This is a genomic window from uncultured Tenacibaculum sp. (genome assembly GCF_947499065.1).
GTDB lineage: Bacteria > Bacteroidota > Bacteroidia > Flavobacteriales > Flavobacteriaceae > Polaribacter.
On sequence record NZ_CANMMT010000004.1, the window covers coordinates 58,091 to 75,943 of the forward strand.

14 protein-coding genes are annotated in these 17,853 nt (G+C 30.2%); 7 read left to right on the top strand and 7 right to left on the bottom strand.

Annotated features, from left to right (window positions below):
• Nucleotides 1–41: 41 nt before the first annotated feature.
• The 5 genes from Q0958_RS09975 (at nucleotide 42) to Q0958_RS09995 (ending at nucleotide 4,871) form a co-directional block, all read left to right on the top strand.
• Nucleotides 42–1,415 carry a TIGR00366 family protein gene (locus Q0958_RS09975; protein ID WP_299122537.1) on the top strand — a complete coding sequence of 458 codons (1,374 nt, stop codon included), beginning with the start codon at nucleotides 42–44 and terminating at the stop codon, nucleotides 1,413–1,415.
• A gap of 1 nt (nucleotide 1,416) precedes the next feature.
• Complete coding sequence (gene argE, locus Q0958_RS09980; protein WP_299122538.1) at nucleotides 1,417–2,565, top strand: acetylornithine deacetylase; 1,149 nt, start codon at nucleotides 1,417–1,419, stop codon at nucleotides 2,563–2,565.
• Nucleotides 2,566–2,595: 30 nt separating this feature from the next.
• Nucleotides 2,596–3,312 carry a Crp/Fnr family transcriptional regulator gene (locus Q0958_RS09985; RefSeq protein WP_366140149.1) on the top strand — a complete coding sequence of 239 codons (717 nt, stop codon included), beginning with the start codon at nucleotides 2,596–2,598 and terminating at the stop codon, nucleotides 3,310–3,312.
• A 74-nt stretch (nucleotides 3,313–3,386) separates the two neighbouring features.
• Nucleotides 3,387–4,319, top strand: a complete 933-nt coding sequence (locus tag Q0958_RS09990) for a hypothetical protein (RefSeq protein ID WP_299122539.1) — start codon at nucleotides 3,387–3,389, stop codon at nucleotides 4,317–4,319.
• A gap of 78 nt (nucleotides 4,320–4,397) precedes the next feature.
• Complete coding sequence (locus Q0958_RS09995) at nucleotides 4,398–4,871, top strand: DUF6495 family protein (RefSeq protein WP_299122540.1); 474 nt, start codon at nucleotides 4,398–4,400, stop codon at nucleotides 4,869–4,871.
• A gap of 15 nt (nucleotides 4,872–4,886) precedes the next feature.
• Here the strand turns inward: Q0958_RS09995 and Q0958_RS10000 are convergent, their stop codons facing one another.
• Complete coding sequence (locus Q0958_RS10000; RefSeq protein WP_299122541.1) at nucleotides 4,887–6,647, bottom strand: amidohydrolase; 1,761 nt, start codon at nucleotides 6,645–6,647, stop codon at nucleotides 4,887–4,889.
• 21 nt (nucleotides 6,648–6,668) lie between these two features.
• Nucleotides 6,669–7,352, bottom strand: a complete 684-nt coding sequence (locus Q0958_RS10005) for an NAD-dependent deacylase (protein ID WP_299122542.1) — start codon at nucleotides 7,350–7,352, stop codon at nucleotides 6,669–6,671.
• A 240-nt stretch (nucleotides 7,353–7,592) separates the two neighbouring features.
• Here Q0958_RS10005 and Q0958_RS10010 point away from each other — a divergent pair, with 240 nt between their 5' ends.
• Nucleotides 7,593–10,997: a VIT domain-containing protein gene (locus tag Q0958_RS10010; protein WP_299122548.1), complete on the top strand. Its 3,405-nt coding sequence runs from the start codon at nucleotides 7,593–7,595 to the stop codon at nucleotides 10,995–10,997.
• 107 nt (nucleotides 10,998–11,104) lie between these two features.
• Nucleotides 11,105–11,785: an RNA methyltransferase gene (locus Q0958_RS10015; RefSeq protein WP_299122550.1), complete on the top strand. Its 681-nt coding sequence runs from the start codon at nucleotides 11,105–11,107 to the stop codon at nucleotides 11,783–11,785.
• On the opposite strand, the gene Q0958_RS10020 is transcribed toward Q0958_RS10015, so the two are convergent.
• The 5 genes from Q0958_RS10020 to meaB form a co-directional block, all read right to left on the bottom strand.
• On the bottom strand, nucleotides 11,769–14,084 hold the full coding sequence (locus Q0958_RS10020; protein ID WP_299122553.1) for a type IA DNA topoisomerase: 2,316 nt from the start codon (nucleotides 14,082–14,084) through the stop codon (nucleotides 11,769–11,771). The two genes, Q0958_RS10015 and Q0958_RS10020, sit on opposite strands and share 17 nt — an antisense overlap.
• An 86-nt stretch (nucleotides 14,085–14,170) precedes the next feature.
• On the bottom strand, nucleotides 14,171–14,857 hold the full coding sequence (locus Q0958_RS10025; RefSeq protein ID WP_299122555.1) for an FISUMP domain-containing protein: 687 nt from the start codon (nucleotides 14,855–14,857) through the stop codon (nucleotides 14,171–14,173).
• The gene (locus tag Q0958_RS10030; protein ID WP_299122557.1) at nucleotides 14,850–16,334 is read right to left on the bottom strand and encodes a 2OG-Fe(II) oxygenase; all 1,485 of its coding nucleotides are present in this window, start codon (nucleotides 16,332–16,334) and stop codon (nucleotides 14,850–14,852) included. Before Q0958_RS10030 ends, Q0958_RS10025 begins: the two co-directional genes overlap by 8 nt.
• A gap of 13 nt (nucleotides 16,335–16,347) precedes the next feature.
• Entirely contained in the window at nucleotides 16,348–16,695 is a 348-nt protein-coding gene (locus Q0958_RS10035) for a tRNA-binding protein (protein WP_299122559.1), read from the bottom strand.
• Between the two features lie 2 nt (nucleotides 16,696–16,697).
• On the bottom strand, nucleotides 16,698–17,768 hold the full coding sequence (gene meaB, locus Q0958_RS10040) for a methylmalonyl Co-A mutase-associated GTPase MeaB (RefSeq protein WP_299122560.1): 1,071 nt from the start codon (nucleotides 17,766–17,768) through the stop codon (nucleotides 16,698–16,700).
• Nucleotides 17,769–17,853: the final 85 nt, after the last annotated feature.

Consider the following 17,853-nt stretch of genomic DNA (forward strand, 5'->3'; position numbering starts at 1 on the left):
TTTTTATTTTTGGGATGAATGATAATTCTTAAACAATACTTTTGAAAAAAATTAAAATCCCTCATGCTTTAACTTTACTATTTGTTATCATAATATTGGTTTCTGCATTTACGCATATAATTCCAGCAGGAAAATTTGAAAGAGTTTTAGTGGAAGGAAGAAATAGAGTAATACCCAATTCATATGAGATAATTCAGAGTACACCCGTAAGTTTTTTCGATATTTTTAAAGCAATTCCTTTAGGTTTTAAAACGGCAGTAAATATAATTTTTATTGTTTTGGCAGGGGGAATTATGTTTGGTGTTATGGAAAAAACGCAGGCTATAGAGAATGCAGCAGGAACTTTAGTGAAGAAGTTAGGGGATGAAAAAAGGTATCTTATCGTATTTTTAATTACTTTTTTTTACGGTTTTCTTGGAGTTTTTGTAGGGTATGAACATAATATTGCTATGGTACCTCTAGCAGCAGTATTGAGTATAGCTATTGGAGGCGATTTAATTTTAGCAGCTGGTATTTCAGTGGCAGCAATTACCGTAGGTTTTGGATTATCACCCATAAACCCGTATACGGTAGGAATTGGTCATAAAATAGCAGAACTACCTTTATTCTCTGGAGCTATATTACGAACTATATTATGTTTACTATCGTTAGGAGCATTAGCATTTTATAATATTCGTTATTTAAAAAAAATAACTGATAACCCAGAAAAATCTTTAGGAAAAGGATTGGATGAAAACGGAATAAAATTATCCAAATCTATCTCAGAATATACAATTACTAAAAGTAATTACTTAGTTTTAAGTGTATTTGTTATTGGTTTAGGAATTATACTTTGGGGTGTATTTAAACACAGTTGGTATTTTACAGAACTTTCAGCAATATTTTTAATGATTGCAATAGGAAGTGGTTTGGTATCAAGAATGAACCCAACAACTTTTAGCGAAACAGTATTAGAATCAGTAGCAAAAGCAGCTCCAGGTGCTTTTATGGTAGGTTTTGCAACTACAATTAAAGTGTTAATGGATATGAGTAATATTAGCGATACCATATCTTTTGAAATGGCGAATTTATTACAGGGATTACCTCAGTTTTTTGCTGCGGTTGGTATGTCAATATCGCAAGGAGTAATTAACTTATTTATTCCTTCTGGTAGTGGACAAGCATTGGCAACACTTCCAGTAATGATTCCTTTAGGAGAAGTATTAGGGTTAACTAGGCAAACAACCATATTAGCATTTCAAATAGGAGACGGAGTAACCAATTTGGTAAATCCTACTTTGGGCGGACTCATAGCTATGCTAAGTATGTGCAGAGTTCCTTTAAACAGATGGTTTAAATTTATTTTGCCCTTGGTAATTATAATATTAGTACTTTCATGGACTATTTTAACTATTGCTACTTTTATAAATTATTAAAATGACAGCCAAAGAAATCTTAGCAAAACTTGTGAGTTTTGATGTATTGAGTAAACAAAATAATTTATCTATAGCCAATTGGATTAGCGACTATATTAACCAATACGGTGTAGAAACAGTATATGTATACAATGAAGAGAAAACACAAGCTTCGTTACATTGTAGAATAGGACCAGCTGTTGATGGAGGTATTATTTTATCAGGACATACCGATGTGGTACCAGTAAAAGGCCAACCATGGAATACCAATCCGTTTGAATTAATAGAAAAAGAAGGTAATTTATATGGAAGAGGAGCTTGCGATATGAAAGGATATATTGCTTGTTTTTTATCAGTATTACCTCAAATGGTAAAAGCCAACTTATCAATACCAATTTATTTTGCTATTTCTTATGATGAAGAAATAGGATGTTTAAGAGCGCCAGAATTAGCAGAACATATAAAATCCTATTATACAGAAAAACCTAAATATGCTATTATAGGAGAGCCCTCAATGATGCAACCAATTGTTGGACAAAAAGGAATTTTGTATGTCGAAACAAAAGTAAATGGAAGTCAAGGTCATAGTAGTAGAATAGAGAAGGAAGTAAGTGCTATTCATGAAAGTACTAGATTAATTCTTTGGTTAGAAAACAAAATGAAAGAATTATCGCAACAAAGTAGAAATGAATCATTTTTACCTCCACATTCAACAATGCATGTGGGGCAAATAAAAGGAGGAATAGCTACCAATGTTGTGGCAGGAAATACTACATTTCAATGGGATGTTCGTTCAATACCAGAAGATAGTATTATGGATATTGTAAACGATTATCAGAAGTATTGCAATGAACTTCAGAAAGAAAAAAGAAAACTTTTTCCAGAGTTTAAAATAGAAAATACGTTATTGCATCCTCCAGTTCCGGGACTTCAAACTAGCGAAGAGGCTTCTATAGTAAAACTTATTGCTGAGGTTACAGGAAATACCAAACCTAGTTATGTTGCCTATGCTACAGAAGCGGGGCAATTTGCAGAAGCAGGCTTTGAAAGTATTATTTGTGGACCAGGATCCATAGAGCAAGCACATAGAGCCAATGAATTTGTATCTATAGAACAATTAAGCCTTGGTGTTCAAATGATTGAAAATATTATAAAAAAGATTAGTCTTTAAAGCTCTGGATATTACCAGAGTTTTTTTGTAATGAATTTTAATCTTTTTCGACTTACACAAACAAATGCCTTAACTATGAGAGCTTTGTGGTACTTCGAGGAAGTTAATTTATTTAAAATACTATGCCCGCATAAATATTCGGAGTATAAGGCTGGACATGAGTTTAATTCCTACAAAAAAAGCGATTATATTTATTTTGAAGATGATGCAGCAACAAAGTTGTATTTAATTGATGAAGGGAAAGTAAAAATAGGATACTACACAGAAGAAGGAGAGGAAGTAATCAAAGCAATATTAACCAAAGGAGAACTGTTTGGTGAAAAAGCAATTTTAGGAATTGAAAAAAGAAATGAGTTTGCACAGTCTATAGATAATCAAACACTTATATGTCCTGTAGCTAAAGATACGATGCACGATTTAATGAGAGACAATGCATCTGTAAGCTTTAAGATATATAAGTTTATAGGATTGCGAATGAAAAAGCTAGAAAGAAGATTGCAATTACTTTTATTTAAAGATACTAAAACAAGATTATTAGAATTCTTCAAAGACCTTTGTGAAGATTATGGATATGAATGTCCAGATAATGGAGATCACGTAATAAAACATCCATATAGTCAAAAAGATATAGCCACTTTAATAGGTACTTCACGTCAGACATTAAACTCAATTATGAATGAGTTAAAACAAGACAATGTCATAGAATTTAATAGAAAAGAGTTAAGACTTCGAAAAAATATAGCCTAAGTGTCAGCTAGCTGACATTTTAAAAAAAATGTAGGCTATAACTTTGTTTTTGTAAAATTTAAAATACAAAAACAATGAGAAAAATAATAATGAGCCTAGCGGCATTAAGCATCGTAACTTTTACTTCTTGTAGCGACGATAATGATAATGTTGCAACGACAAAAACAGTAACTCAAACGTTTCAAAACTTACCAGATTTAGGAGCTAATTATGTATATGAAGGATGGCTAATTGTAGGAACTGAAAAAATTTCTACAGGAAGATTTTCTCATACAGAAGGAGCAAGCCATACAAGTGGTTCAATAGATATTACAAAAGTAAATACAGCTACAGAGTATGTGCTTACTATTGAATCTGCAAATGAAACAGGAGCAGATTTATCTTCACCAAGTGGATGGATTTTCTCAAAAGGAGCTTTTACTAACACTACGGCAACACCCTCAACAAATGATGCTTTATATAGTGGGTCAAGTAATTTAGAAACGGCAACTGGACAAGCTTTCTTAAAAGCACCTTCAGTTGGAACAGTAGGATCAGATGCTAACGGAATTTGGTTTATAGATGCTTTACCTCCAACAACAGGTGGATTTACTAATTTACCAACTTTAGGTAACGGATGGATTTATGAAGGATGGGTTGTTGTAAATGACAATTCAGGTAATCCAACACCAGTATCAACAGGAAGATTCTCAGATCCTAATATGGCAGATATAAGCTTTTTTGGAGCGGCAAATAACAATGAATTTAAAGGACCAAATGGTGTACCACCTTTCCCTGGTGAAGATTATATCGTAGACCCTAATAATAGATACCCTAATGTGACTTTCCCTATCGATTTAACGAATGCAACAGTAGTTATTTCTATTGAGCCAACAACTAATGATGCACAAGCACCATTTGGTTTAAAACCTTTTGTTCAAGCTTTAAGTAATCAAGCCGTATCTACTGCGTTTACAGTAGCAAATACATATGCTGGTAAAGCAATTTCTGGTACAGTTACTAGATAATTATAAATTTTATATGGATTTTCTAATTTGTTCGGAAATTCAGATATTTGAACCGCCTTATAAAAGGCGGTTTTTTTTATGAAATACAGACAACTTACTAAGGAACAATTTGAAGGATTACACGAAGAGTTTGCACGTTTTTTAGCATCACAAAGCATTGATGCCAAAGAATGGAAACAATTAAAAGAAGAAAAACCACACGTAGCTGAAGACGAAATGAATGTTTTTAGTGATGTTGTTTGGGACGATGTACTTACGAGAACCGAGTATTTAGAGCACTTTTCTTCTAAGGTTGTTAATTTATTTAAATGCGATGAGGAAGAAATGCATCGTATTGTAATAAAAATCGATAAAGATATTAATGTATTAGAGCAAGAAGGATTTGAATGGTTGATGAAAAATCCTAATGATGAGAAGATTGAGTTTTTTACAGGAACTAAAAAATATACAAACGAGAGAAATCCTGAAATTTTCGATTTAATAGAAAAAGGAAGTGCTATATCGAAAGGGGAGTTGTTTGAGTATTTTAATAAACTAGTTTCAAAAATCTAAGAGAATCCTTAAAAATTAATAGGTAACTTTATTTCCATTAATAAATGTTTGAAGGCATTTAATGGTATGTAGTTTCTCTGTCTTTACTGAATAAGGATTTTTATCAAGAACAATAAAATCGGCATACTTTCCTTTTTCTAAAGAGCCAATTTTGTCTTCTTTGTGTATTTGATATGCGGCATTTATAGTTAAGGTTTTTATAGCGTCAAGAAGATTTAATCGTTCGTTGCCACCAATTAAACTATCTTTTTTGGTTTTTCTTTCAATTGCTGTTTGAATTAACCTAAAAGGATTACTTTCAAACATGGGTTGATCAGCATGTAACGTACTTACTATACCGGTGTTTAAAGCAGATTTGACAGGTAATATTTTAGAAGTCCTTTCTTCACCTAAAATAGAGGTATTTAAAGCATCTCCATAATAGAGTAAATGGTTTATGTGAAAACTAGGAAATAGGTTTAGTTTTTTTATTCTTAATAATTCTTTTTCAGGTAAAAGTAAACAATGTTCTAAGCGATGTCTAGAATTTTTAAAATCTAATTCTTTATCAAGTTCTTCAAAAGCATTAATTACTTCAGTATTTGCAGCATCACCCTGAGCATGAATAGCTATTTGCCATCCATTATTATGGTATTTTGTAATAAACTCTTTCAATTCATCATTATCAATCAAAGCTTTTCCTTTAGAGTTAGTAGGAATGTGTAATTTGTTTTCAGTTAAGTCAGAGGTTAAATAAGGTTCATTAATATACATAGAACCTGTATATGGAGAACCATCATACCAGTGTTTAATTCCTATGATATCATAAAAATCGTTAGCCTTTCCTTTTGTTTCTGGTAAAATATAAGTCATATCATGACGTACATAAATAAAATGACGAGGAGTAGGTTTTCTTTTTGGTAATTGACCAATTAAAGCTAAAAAGTTACCTAATAAACTTGGTGTTTTATCAGATAAATGCTTCATTAAAATAAGTGGTTTGCTATCATTAATAGTTAAACCTGTAGAAACAATAGTTGTATTTCCATTTTTAGCATAATTCAACATTGTTTTTTCTGAAGAACTACTTAATACTTTAGGAGTTAGAACTTCTTTTTTTAATTTTTCTATAAAAGGTTTGAAAGCTTCTTGTTCAACAATAAGGCCTGTTAAATTTCCTTTAGCATCTTTTTCGTAATAACTGTTTTTTGAAGGATTAGCAGTATTTTGGGTAATAGCTACACTTTCTAAGGCTTTAGAATTAACCCAATAACTATGTAAACTTTGACTAAAAATAATTACAGGATTGTTTGGAGTAATTTTATCTAAGTATTGTAATGTTGGAGTTTTTAAATCGCTAACTAAAACAGGGTCTAAACCTTTAAAAATAAGCCATTCGTTTTTAGAAACTTTTGAGGCACATTTTTCAAAATATTTCCATACTTCTGCATTATTTTTATGTTTAAATCCAGATAAGTCATACATATTTTGAAAAAACATAGATAAAGCAAAATGAGTATGAGGATCAATAAAACCAGGCATTATGGTTGCTCCTTTAAGATTTATTTTTTGTAAATCTTCATTTTTGAACTCAGGAAAATTTTTAAGTTCTCCAATTTCTTCAATTATACCATCAGTAACTAGCATGGCATTTGCAGTAGGTTGTTGATTATTAACCGTAATTATATTAGCATTATAATAAAGCGTTGGAGGTGCCTTTTTAAAATCTTGCTTTGATAATATCCATCCAGAAATTAAAAATAGAAGAATAAGGCTTAATAGAATTTTCTTTTTCATGGATGAGAAATCTTAGTGTTTTTATATTAAATGCTTTATTAGTTTATTGGTTCCTAAACTAGCAACGTCTTTAATAATCGTTAAGTTATTCATTGAGTTGCTACTCATCGCAGGTTTTGGATCTATAAAATAAATAGGAGTATTTTCAGGAGCATAATCAATTAAACTAGCTGCTGGATACACCTGCATTGATGTACCAATTATAACGAGAATATCAGCTTGTAAAGTAATTTCAACAGCTTTTTCAAGCATAGGAACTTCTTCTCCAAACCATACTATATGGGGGCGTAATTGAGAATTTTGTTCGCATAAGCTACCTAAGATAATATCAGAATCCCAATTATAAACTAGGTGTTCATGTGCTGTACTTCTAGCTTTTAAAAGTTCTCCGTGTAAATGTAAAACATTAGAGCTTCCAGCGCGTTCATGCAAATCATCAACATTTTGAGTAATAATATCTACCTGAAAATGTTCTTCTAGCTTTACTAAATTAAAGTGAGCTTCGTTTGGGCTAACTTCCAATAATTGTTTTCTACGTTGATTGTAAAAGTCTAATACCAATTCAGGATTTGCACGAAAACCTTCTGGTGAAGCCACTTCATAAATATCATGTCCTTCCCATAGTCCATCAGCATCTCTAAATGTTTTAATTCCGCTTTCGGCACTAATACCAGCACCAGTTAACACTACTAATCTTTTTTTCATGAGACTAAAATATGAAATTTCGATTACTAGTAGCTAGTGAGATGAATCAAAGGTTTTTGATCTACTTAGAAAGTTTTTATGGTTGGATAAAGTATAAAAACCAAGTTAGTTTATAACGTTATGAAATGTTTTCCTTTTTTACATGAGAGACTTTACTCATTAAAAAGAGATGTACACTCATTTTTAATATTATTTTTCAAGTTAAATGCTGAGTTTTATCTGAAATTTAATGCATCTACTATGAAAAAAGTACTACTAATAAGCCTGCTATTATTTAGCTTTAGTGTTTTTACACAAAAAATACCTAAAATAACTTTAAAAGATTCTGGAGAACTAAAATTATCTAGTCTAAAAGTAAATGTTAGTATTACGGGTAATTTTGCTACTACTACTTATGATATGGAGTTTTATAATGGACTAGATAGAACACTTGAAGGGGAGTTAGTATTTCCTTTAGGAGAAGGACAATCAGTATATAAGTTTGCAATGGATTTTAATGGGGAATTAAGAGAGGCAGTAGTTATTGAAAAAGAACTAGCTAGAGTTGCTTATGAAACTACAGTTAGACAAAATATTGACCCAGCGCTTTTAGAAAAGACATCAGGTAATAATTACAAAGCAAGAGTATATCCAATTTTGCCTAAGAAAAATAAAAGAGTTGTTTTAACATATGAAGAAGAACTATCAACAGTTAATGATAAATTAGTATTTGAGTTACCAATAGGAATTAAGGAACTTATAGAGGAGTTCTCTTTAGACGTTTTTATTTCTGGAATAACAAATAAACCAACTATTAAAAGTGAGTTTTCTAAATATATCCATTTTATTAAAAAAGAAAATGGAATGAGTGCATCTTTAAATGAAAAGAATGTAATTCCTCGAAAACCAATTAAAATAGAGATAAAAAGAAATTTAAAATCAGAAAAGACACTAACTTACTTAGATTATTTTTATAGTTTAATTCCTTTAAAAAAAGAATCAAGAAATAAACAGAAACCAAAAAGGTTAAGTATTCTTTGGGATACATCTTTTTCAATGAGAAATAAAGATTTGAATAAAGAAGTAAAACTTTTGGATATGTATTTTAACTATTTACAAAATATAGAAGTTGAGTTTGTTTCTTTTAGTAATGCAATAAATAAAAAAGAAAAATTTGTTATAACTAATGGTGAATGGAGTAATCTTAAAAAGGAAATACAATCTCTAACTTATGATGGAGGAACTAATTTAGAAATATTAAAGACTCTAAAATTAAAATCAGACGAAATACTTTTATTTTCTGATGGGCTAGTAAATTTAGGAAATATAAAAGAGATTAAGAAAAAAACAATTTATACAATTAATTCATTACAGTCTGCAAATCATTTTCTATTAAATAAAATTGCTACAAATCAAGGAGGTGTATATGTAAATTTAGGAAAACTTAATAGTGAAGAAGCAAATAGATTTTTAAAACAAGAAGTGTTACAATTCTTAGGGGTTAAAAGCTCTGCCAATATTGAAGAGGTGTATCCAAAAGATAGAGTAAATGTTACAGGTGACTTTATAATTTCTGGAAGATTTAAAGAGAACCCTTCAATAGAATTGAAGTTTGGATATCAAGGAAAAGTCTCAAAAATAGTAACTCTCAATTTAAAAGATTCTCAAAAATCAAATAATGTTAAGAGACTTTGGGCAAAAGAGAAATTGAAGTATTTAAATAATGAAAAAGAAGAAAACAAAAAGAAAATAGTTTCTTTAGCAAAGCAGTATCATTTGATAACAGATTATACTTCAATGTTAATTTTAGATAGAATTGAAGATTATGTTAAATATGGTATAGAGCCACCAAAAGAGTTAAGGTTACGTTATAAAGAGTTATTAAAAGAGAAAGAGGAGACTCAAGTTTTAGAGGAAGAGGATATTAAAGATAGAAAAGAAGAACTTTTTGATCAATATGAAGAAATTAGAGATTGGTACGAATTAACTTACCCAAAGAAAGTTAGGAAAAAGAAAATTAGAATGTCTCAAACGTCAAGAGTTATAAATACTAGTACAAATGAAGTAAATACTACAATTAATACTAGAACTAATGATAGTCATGTAGATGTGCCCACAACTGATATAGATTATTCTAAAAAAGTTGTTAAAGGTATTGTAAGTGATTCATCTGGTGCTTTACCAGGAGCTACTGTAATAGTTAAAGGAAATACTAGAGGAGTTGAAACCGATTTTGATGGTAATTATACTTTAAATGTAGAAGTTGGTGAGGTTTTAGTTTATTCTTTTGTTGGATATTCAACCAAAGAGGTTGTTGTAAATAGTAATAATGTTGTAAATGTAAAACTAGAAGAAGATAACGTACTTGAAGAGGTTGTTGTTGTGGCTTATGGGGTAAAAAAAGAGTCAAAATCTGTAAGTAGTAGTGTAATAGAATCTTTAATAGGTAAATCTTCGGGAGTAAAGATTTCTCAAAATAATGAGGAAGACGCAAACGTTTCTATAAAAGAAAATAATTTATTGAGTCAAAATGACCCAATGTATATAATTGATGGAATTCCAGTAGAAAAGAGTTTTGTTGAAAAATTAAATTCCAAAGAGATTGAGACTATAGAAGTAATAAAGCCTTTTAATGCAACAAAACTTTATGGAGCAAAAGCAAGAAATGGCATTATAATCTATATAACCAAAGAAGGAAAAGAAATTAATGAAAAAGAAATTGATAAATTAAACTCATTGATAGAAGAAAGAATAGAATTAAAAGCTTGGAATCCAAAGACTCCATATCTAAATGTTCTAAAAAGTGAAGCTTCAGTTTTATCTGCTTATAAAAAGTATCTAGAAATTAGAGATGATTATTCTAATAGTCCAATGTTTTATATTGATGTAGCTGATTTTTTTAATCAAAAGGGAGAAAAAGAAGTAGCAATTAGAGTTCTGACTAATTTAATAGAGATTGAATTAGATAATTATGAGCTTATAAAAGCATTGGCATATAAGTTAGAGTATTTTAAAGAATATGATTTAGCAAAGCAAATTTATAAGAAAGTACTAGAGTTGAGACCCGAAGAGCCACAGTCATACAGAGATTTGGCATTGATGTATGAATTAACAGGTGATTATCAAGATAGTTTTAATTTATTATATAAGATTTATAAAGGAGAACTTTTAGAAAAAGATATAGACAAACGGTTTGATGGTATAGAAACTGTTGTTTTTGTAGAACTTACAAAATTAGTTTCTAAGTATGGAAATAAATTAAAGTTGAGTAAATATCAGAGAAAGCTTTTTAAATCAATACCGGTAGATATACGAATAGTTGTTGATTGGAATCATAATGATACTGATCTTGATTTATGGGTTATTGATCCAAACGGAGAAAAAGCATATTATAAGAACAGGGAAACATTAATTGGAGGAAGAATGTCAATTGATATGATTGAAGGTTATGGACCAGAGGAATTTATGCTCAAAAAAGCTATTAAAGGAAAATATAAAATTATGGTTAATTATTATGCTGATAATGTTCAAAAAATATCTGGACCTACTATTTTAAAATTGAATGTATATAAGAATTATGGAAGGAGAAATGAAGAAAAACAAATAGTTATTGTGAAATTAGATAAACAAGAGGGAGATATTGAGATAGGGAATTTAACTTTTTAAAATAATTTAGAGTTCTTTATTAATTTTCGTAGCGATTTTAAAACCTCAATTATTGAAATGATTCTTTTATAAGGGACTAGAATATGAAATTTTAGTATGTTTGCTGTATGATTGATGAAGGATTGTTAGCTTATTTAGAAGACTATATTACTGAAAAAAGAAAGGATACTTTTCATAGAGTATTAAATGAAAGAACTCGTCATTTTGCAGTGGTTTTAGAGGATATTTATCAACCTCATAATGCAAGCGCAGTAGTGAGAAGTTGTGATATTTTTGGAGTTCAAGATGTATATGCTATTGAAAATAAATTTACCAATAAAGTTTCTAGACATGTAGCCAAAGGAAGTCAGAAATGGTTAAATATTAATCGTTTTAAAGAAGATGGAGATAATACTAAGGCGTGTTTAGAAGATTTAAGAGGTAAGGGATATCAAATAATAGGAACTACACCACATACAGATTCATGTGTACTGGCCGATTTTGATGTAACTAAAAAAACAGCTTTTGTTTTTGGAGCAGAAAAAGATGGGATTTCTGATTATATAAAACAAGAAGCCGATGGTTTTTTAAAAATTCCAATGGTAGGTTTTACAGAAAGTTTAAACATATCTGTTGCAGCAGCTATTATTTTAAATGATGTTACTTCTCGTTTACGAAAAACAAAAGTAGACTGGCAATTAACTCCAGAAGAGCAAAAGGTCTTATACTTTGAATGGATAAAAAACACAATTAAGAATCCTGATAAGTTAATTGAATATTATAAAAACGAAATTAGTTTGAAGAAATAATTTTTAAAACTAATTCTTTGGTTAATGGTTGTCCATTAGCCATTTTTTTGATGTTATCGAAAGTAAAAACAAAATCACAACCGTTTTTGTATTCAGAGCATCCATAAGCCGATTTACCTTTTAAAACAGTCCCTTTTTTACACTTCGGGCATGTAATTTTATCACTATCGTTTTGAGAAGTTTGTTTAGGAGCAGAAGTTCCTTTCTTTGGTTCTAATTTTAATTTAAAATCATCATCAAAACGAACCAAGCCTTCAACTTTTTCATCGCCTTGCTTAAAACCTTTTAAATTAGTAGTACAACCTTTGTCAATTAAACGAATAAGTTGAGTTTCAGAAATCTTTTTACCTAAAAACTGGAAGGCTAAAACAAAATCACATCCGTTTTTATAATTAGAACATCCAAAAGCTGAGTTTCCTTTTAGTAGTTGACCTTTTTTACACTTTGGACATTCTTTTCCTGCAACTTCTTTCTTTTTAGAAGCTTTTTTCGGTTTTGTAGTTGTGGTCTTAACTGTGGTTTCAGCAGATAAACGAGCAGTTTTTTTACTTGATCGTACTTCATATACTAAAGTATCTACCATTCGCTTCATCTCTTTTATAAAGTGAGAAGCATTATATTCACCACGTTCAATTTCTTTTAAACGTTTTTCCCAAAGACCAGTTAATTCAGCAGATTTTAATAATTCATTATCAATCAAATTAATCAAATCTATACCTGTTTGGGTTGGAATAATTAACTTCTTTTGACGTTCTATGTATTTTCGTCTGAATAATGTTTCGATAATACTAGCGCGAGTAGACGGGCGACCAATTCCATTTTCTTTCATTAAGTCACGCATTTCTTCATCATCCACTTGTTTACCAGCTGTTTCCATAGCTCGTAATAAACTTGCTTCTGTATAATTTCGAGGTGGTTTGGTCTCTTTTTCTAAGAAAGACGGTTCGTGTGGACCTTTTTCACCTTTTTCAAAAGTAGGTAACACATCTTTCTCTTCATTTTTCTTAGTATCTATACCAAATTCAAAAACTTCACGCCAACCTTTGGTCAAAATTTCTTTTCCAGAAGTTCTAAAAGGAACTTTGTCAGCTTCTCCTTTTACTTCCGTTTTTGCAATATCACTATCAGGATAAAAAACAGCAATAAATCTACGAGCAATTATATCGTACACTTGTTGTTGATTATACTGTAAATTGATTTCTATTCCTGTAGGAATGATAGCATGGTGATCTGTAACTTTTTTATCGTTAAATACTTTGGTCGATTTACGAATTTTCTTTCCTAATAAAGGTTGTGTTAAACTTGCAAATTGCTTTAACCCTTTTAAAATATTAGGAACTTTAGGATAAATATCATTTGGTAAGAAAGTAGTATCTACTCTAGGGTAGGTAACTACTTTCATTTCATATAATTTTTGAACTATTTTTAAAGTTTCATCAGCAGAGAAACCAAATTTATTATTACAATATACTTGTAATCCAGTTAAGTCAAATAACTTAGGAGCATATTCTTTTCCTTTCTTTTTGGTTACAGATGTTATTTCAAAATCAGCTTCTTTTACCTTGTTAGCAAAAGCTTCACCATCTTCCTTTTTTAAAAAACGACCTTCTTCACAGCTAAAAAGTGTGTTTCTATATAAGGTTTGAAGTTCCCAATAAGGTTGAGGTTTAAAATTCTGAATTTCCTTAAATCGATTAACCAACATGGCTAGGGTAGGAGTTTGTACTCTACCTATGGAAAGCACTTGCTTGTAACCTCCAAACTTTACTGTGTATAATCGAGTAGCATTTAACCCCAGTAACCAATCACCTATAGCACGGGAAAAACCTGCATAATATAGATTGTTGTAATCGTCGTTATTTTTTAGATTTTCAAAACCTTCTTTAATAGCTTCTTCAGTTAAGGAAGAAATCCATAATCGTTGAATTTCACCGGTATAACCTGCTTGATTAATAACCCATCTTTGAATCAATTCTCCTTCTTGCCCAGCATCCCCACAGTTGATAACTACATCAGCTCTTTCAAATAATCCTTTAACAATATTAAACTGTTTTTGAATACCAGAATCTTCCGTTACTTTAGTGTCAAATTTATCTGGAAGCATGGGTAAATTATTTAAATCCCAGCTTTTCCAGTGAGGTTTGTAGTCTTTGGGTTCTAAAAGTGTACATAAATGACCGAATGTATAAGTAACCGCATAGCCATTACCTTCGAAATATCCATCTCGTTTGGTATTGGCTCCTAAGATATTAGCAATTTCACGGGCTACACTTGGCTTTTCGGCGATACAAACTTTCATTAATATAGTTTAGAAATTCGAAATTAATAAAATATTTATGAAAGTAAGAAAAGGATTTTAGATATGTTTTTGTTTAGCAAATAGTGCTAATCTTTAACACATCGACAAGACAAAGCCATGTTGGTATTATTGTTTTTGTCTTCCCATTTATTAACAAAAGTTTTTCCACTAAACATAAATCGAGCAGTAGCTATATTATTTTGGGTTGATGACCAAAATGCTGCTGCAAATCCTAAACCTTCAAAACCTTTTGGAAGCCCTGTTTTTCCTGTATCAAAATAACCAGCAGGAAGTACATTGAATTTAAGTTTGTTGGTGTTATTAGTTTCATTATTCCAATGCTCTACGCTTCTCAAATGTATAGCATGTTCACCACGCCAACCACCTTTGCTAATAAAAGAAGAAGGCATTCCGTGAGCTATTTCTAATTCGTCCCATTCTTTATCAGAAGGAATATACCAGCCTTTTGGACAAGCATCTTTTAATGAATTTAAGTTATATAATCGACCATAAGCTCTAGAAGGATTGTTAGGGTTTATCATAGAGCCAGAAGAGTTGTAACGTAAATTTTCCGCCATCCATGTTTTGTTTGCAATTCGAACAGTTTTGTAAGTCTCACCATCTCTTGAATCTGTCAGATTACTTTGAACTATTAGAGTCTTTGGTTTAGGTGGGGTATTAGCTTTTTGCTTTTTGTTTGTACAATTAAAAAAAACAATAAGTAGAAAGGTATATAGAAATAAATTGATGTTATATTTATATAATTTAGTCATTGATTTTTGTTAACGATTCAATATCCCAAGTTTTGATAGTTCCATCATAAGAAGCACTTATCAAAGTATTTGAATTTAAAGTTTCTACGGATTGAACAAAATTTAAGTGTTTAAATGTGGATATTAGATTACCTTTTAAGTTCCATATTTTAACTGAATTATCTTCTCCTCCAGAAGCAATATAATTATTATTTAAAATTTTTATAGACCTAATGGTTTCGGAATGTGCTTGGAATGTTTTTATACTAGAAAGACTAAAATCATTTTTTAAAGTTCTAATAGTAATTTCACCATTTAAATTTCCACTAATTAATTGTTTTGTGTGATTATTAAATGTGATACTAATAATTGGAGAAGTTTCATGAAAAGTATATATAGATTTTTCGTTATTAATATTCCAAATTTTAATAGAACAATCTTCAGAGCATGAAGCAAGAGTATAGTTGTTGATTTTTGTTGTTTGCCAAACCCAATTGCTATGTTCATCAAAAGTTTTTAGAACCCTACCATTAAGTTTTACTATTTTGATAGTGTTATCACCACTACTAGATACAAATGTATTATTTGTTAAGCGGCACAATGAAAGAATAACAGCCGAATGAATTTTAATTTTATTTAGTATTTTATAATTTTTCCAAACAATTATTTGTTTATCTCTAGAACCAGAAATAAAAATATTGTTATTTATTTTTTCAATACATAAAACAGAATTTAGATGGCCTTTTAAAGAAGTTTTTAGTTTTCCTAAGTTAGTCCAAACTCTTATTTCTTTATCTCGACCACCGCTCAAAATAATTTCATCATTATTTTTTAATAAAGACCAAATATAACCTAGGTGCCCAAAAAATGGTTGTAAGTTTTTGTTTTCCTTTTTTTTGGAATATAGAATATCACTCCTTAAAACAAATTTTTCACCTTGTGTTAATATTTCGCCTTCGTGCCAAACATTATGGTCAAAAACAATCAAATCTCCCTGTTTAGGGATATATGATGCCCAAACTTTATTTGTGCTTTTAGTTTCGAAAAATAAGGTTTTACCTCCTTTGAATTCAGTTGCATCATTTAAATAGATCATAAATGTTAACTTTGATTGAGTTACATAATCTTCATAATGAATACCATCGAGGTGTCTTTTAAAATACTGATTGCTTGAGTACTTACAAAACCTAAGTCTATTGTTTAATTTTTTTAAATGCCAAATTCCATTTTCTGATTCAATGCTAGAGTTGATTTCTAAGGTTTTTGGTAAAAAAGGCTTTACCTGTTTGAAAAGATAACTAGATAAATCATTATCATTAATTACAGTTCTTTCATTATTCCTATAATGTGTAGGGTAGTTTGTGATAGCTTCTTGAAAAGAACTTTTAATATTGTTATTTAAAAACTTTTTGCATTCAGCTTTAGAAAAAAGAGAAGGAACTACAAAACAGATAAGGTCTGAATCTGGTAAAATATTTTGCGTTTTTAAGTTTGTCAAAGTGAACTGATTTTTACCCAATTCTAGTTCCGTTTTTAATATTTCTTTCAGGAGCAATAAGAGTAACTTCTTTGTTGTCACCAATACCACCTAAAACTAAACATTCACTCATCATATTTGCAATTTGCTTTTTAGGAAAGTTAACAACGGCAATAATTTGATTTCCTATTAACTCCTCTGGAGTGTATAACTTAGTGATTTGTGCAGAGGTTTTTTTAATACCAAATTCTCCAAAATCAATTTGCATTTTATAAGCAGGATTTTTTACTTCTTTAAATTCTTCAGCACTGATAATTGTTCCGATTCGCATTTCAACTTTAGTAAAATCATCCCAAGTTAAAGTGTTAGTTATTTCTTTCATAGTTATTTATTTAATAGTCTATTTGCAGCAGCAAAAGGTGTTGTTTTTCCATTTTCTAATTTGATAAGCTCATTATTTAATAATTCTTTAATAGCAGAATTGTTATAGAAATTATCTTTTAATTGCTGGTTTATGGTTTCCAATAACCAATACCTGTTTTGAGCATTTCGTTTCGTGTCAAAGTAATTACTTTCTATTGCAGCACTTATATATTCATTAATCATTTGATATACATTATCAACTCCTTTGTTGTGAAGCGCACTAGCTAGTAAAACTTTAGGTTGCCATCCGCTATCTTTAGGTGGATATAAATGTAACGCTCTATTAAACTCAACTTTAGCAATCTTAGCGTTTTTCTCATTACCACTATCAGCTTTGTTGATTACAATAGCATCAGCCATTTCAATAATTCCACGTTTAATACCTTGTAGTTCATCACCAGCACCAGCAAGTTTTAAGAGTAAGAAAAAATCTGTCATTGAGTGTACCGCAGTTTCAGATTGACCAACTCCAACGGTTTCAATAATAATGGTGTCAAATCCAGCGGCCTCACATAAAATAATACTTTCACGAGTTTTTTGAGCTACACCACCTAGAGAAGTACCAGAAGGAGAAGGTCTGATAAATGCATTTTCATCAGTAACTAATTGTTCCATTCGAGTTTTATCTCCTAAAATACTTCCTTTGTTAATAGAACTACTAGGATCAACAGCTAAAACGGCTACTTTTTTTCCTAAAGAAGTAAGGTGTTTTCCTAAAGCTTCAATAAAAGTACTCTTACCAACTCCAGGTACACCAGTAATACCTATTCTAACAGATTTATTGGCATGAGGTAAACAAGCTTCTAAAATTTCGTTAGCTTGTTTTTGATGTTTATTATTTGTGCTTTCAACTAAAGTAATTGCTCTACTTAAAAAAGGAATATTACCCGCTAAAATATGATTTACGAATTCTAGAGTTGTAGTTCTTTTTTTTCTGTTTAATTTTATTTTTTCAGCAGAAGATTTACTGGTTGTTTCTGGTTGAGAAACACCATCTTTTTCAGAAAGAGCAGATTTGTTTTTGTCAGTCATATCAAGTGAAAACGAAATAATAATGTAAATTTAGAAATAAAATTTAGCAAAAATGCAACACTAGGAAAAAAGTATCGTCTTTAGT

What these genes read in the sequence shown, in the direction of transcription:
- argE (WP_299122538.1), top strand. Translation starts at nt 1,417, where the DNA reads ATGACAGCCAAAGAAATCTTAGCAAAACTTGTGAGTTTTGATGTATTG.
- Q0958_RS09985 (WP_366140149.1), top strand. Translation starts at nt 2,596, where the DNA reads ATGAATTTTAATCTTTTTCGACTTACACAAACAAATGCCTTAACTATG.
- Q0958_RS09990 (WP_299122539.1), top strand. Translation starts at nt 3,387, where the DNA reads ATGAGAAAAATAATAATGAGCCTAGCGGCATTAAGCATCGTAACTTTT.
- Q0958_RS09995 (WP_299122540.1), top strand. Translation starts at nt 4,398, where the DNA reads ATGAAATACAGACAACTTACTAAGGAACAATTTGAAGGATTACACGAA.
- Q0958_RS10000 (WP_299122541.1), bottom strand. Translation starts at nt 6,647, where the DNA reads ATGAAAAAGAAAATTCTATTAAGCCTTATTCTTCTATTTTTAATTTCT.
- Q0958_RS10005 (WP_299122542.1), bottom strand. Translation starts at nt 7,352, where the DNA reads ATGAAAAAAAGATTAGTAGTGTTAACTGGTGCTGGTATTAGTGCCGAA.
- Q0958_RS10010 (WP_299122548.1), top strand. Translation starts at nt 7,593, where the DNA reads ATGAAAAAAGTACTACTAATAAGCCTGCTATTATTTAGCTTTAGTGTT.
- Q0958_RS10015 (WP_299122550.1), top strand. Translation starts at nt 11,105, where the DNA reads ATGATTGATGAAGGATTGTTAGCTTATTTAGAAGACTATATTACTGAA.
- Q0958_RS10020 (WP_299122553.1), bottom strand. Translation starts at nt 14,084, where the DNA reads ATGAAAGTTTGTATCGCCGAAAAGCCAAGTGTAGCCCGTGAAATTGCT.
- Q0958_RS10025 (WP_299122555.1), bottom strand. Translation starts at nt 14,857, where the DNA reads ATGACTAAATTATATAAATATAACATCAATTTATTTCTATATACCTTT.
- Q0958_RS10035 (WP_299122559.1), bottom strand. Translation starts at nt 16,695, where the DNA reads ATGAAAGAAATAACTAACACTTTAACTTGGGATGATTTTACTAAAGTT.
- meaB (WP_299122560.1), bottom strand. Translation starts at nt 17,768, where the DNA reads ATGACTGACAAAAACAAATCTGCTCTTTCTGAAAAAGATGGTGTTTCT.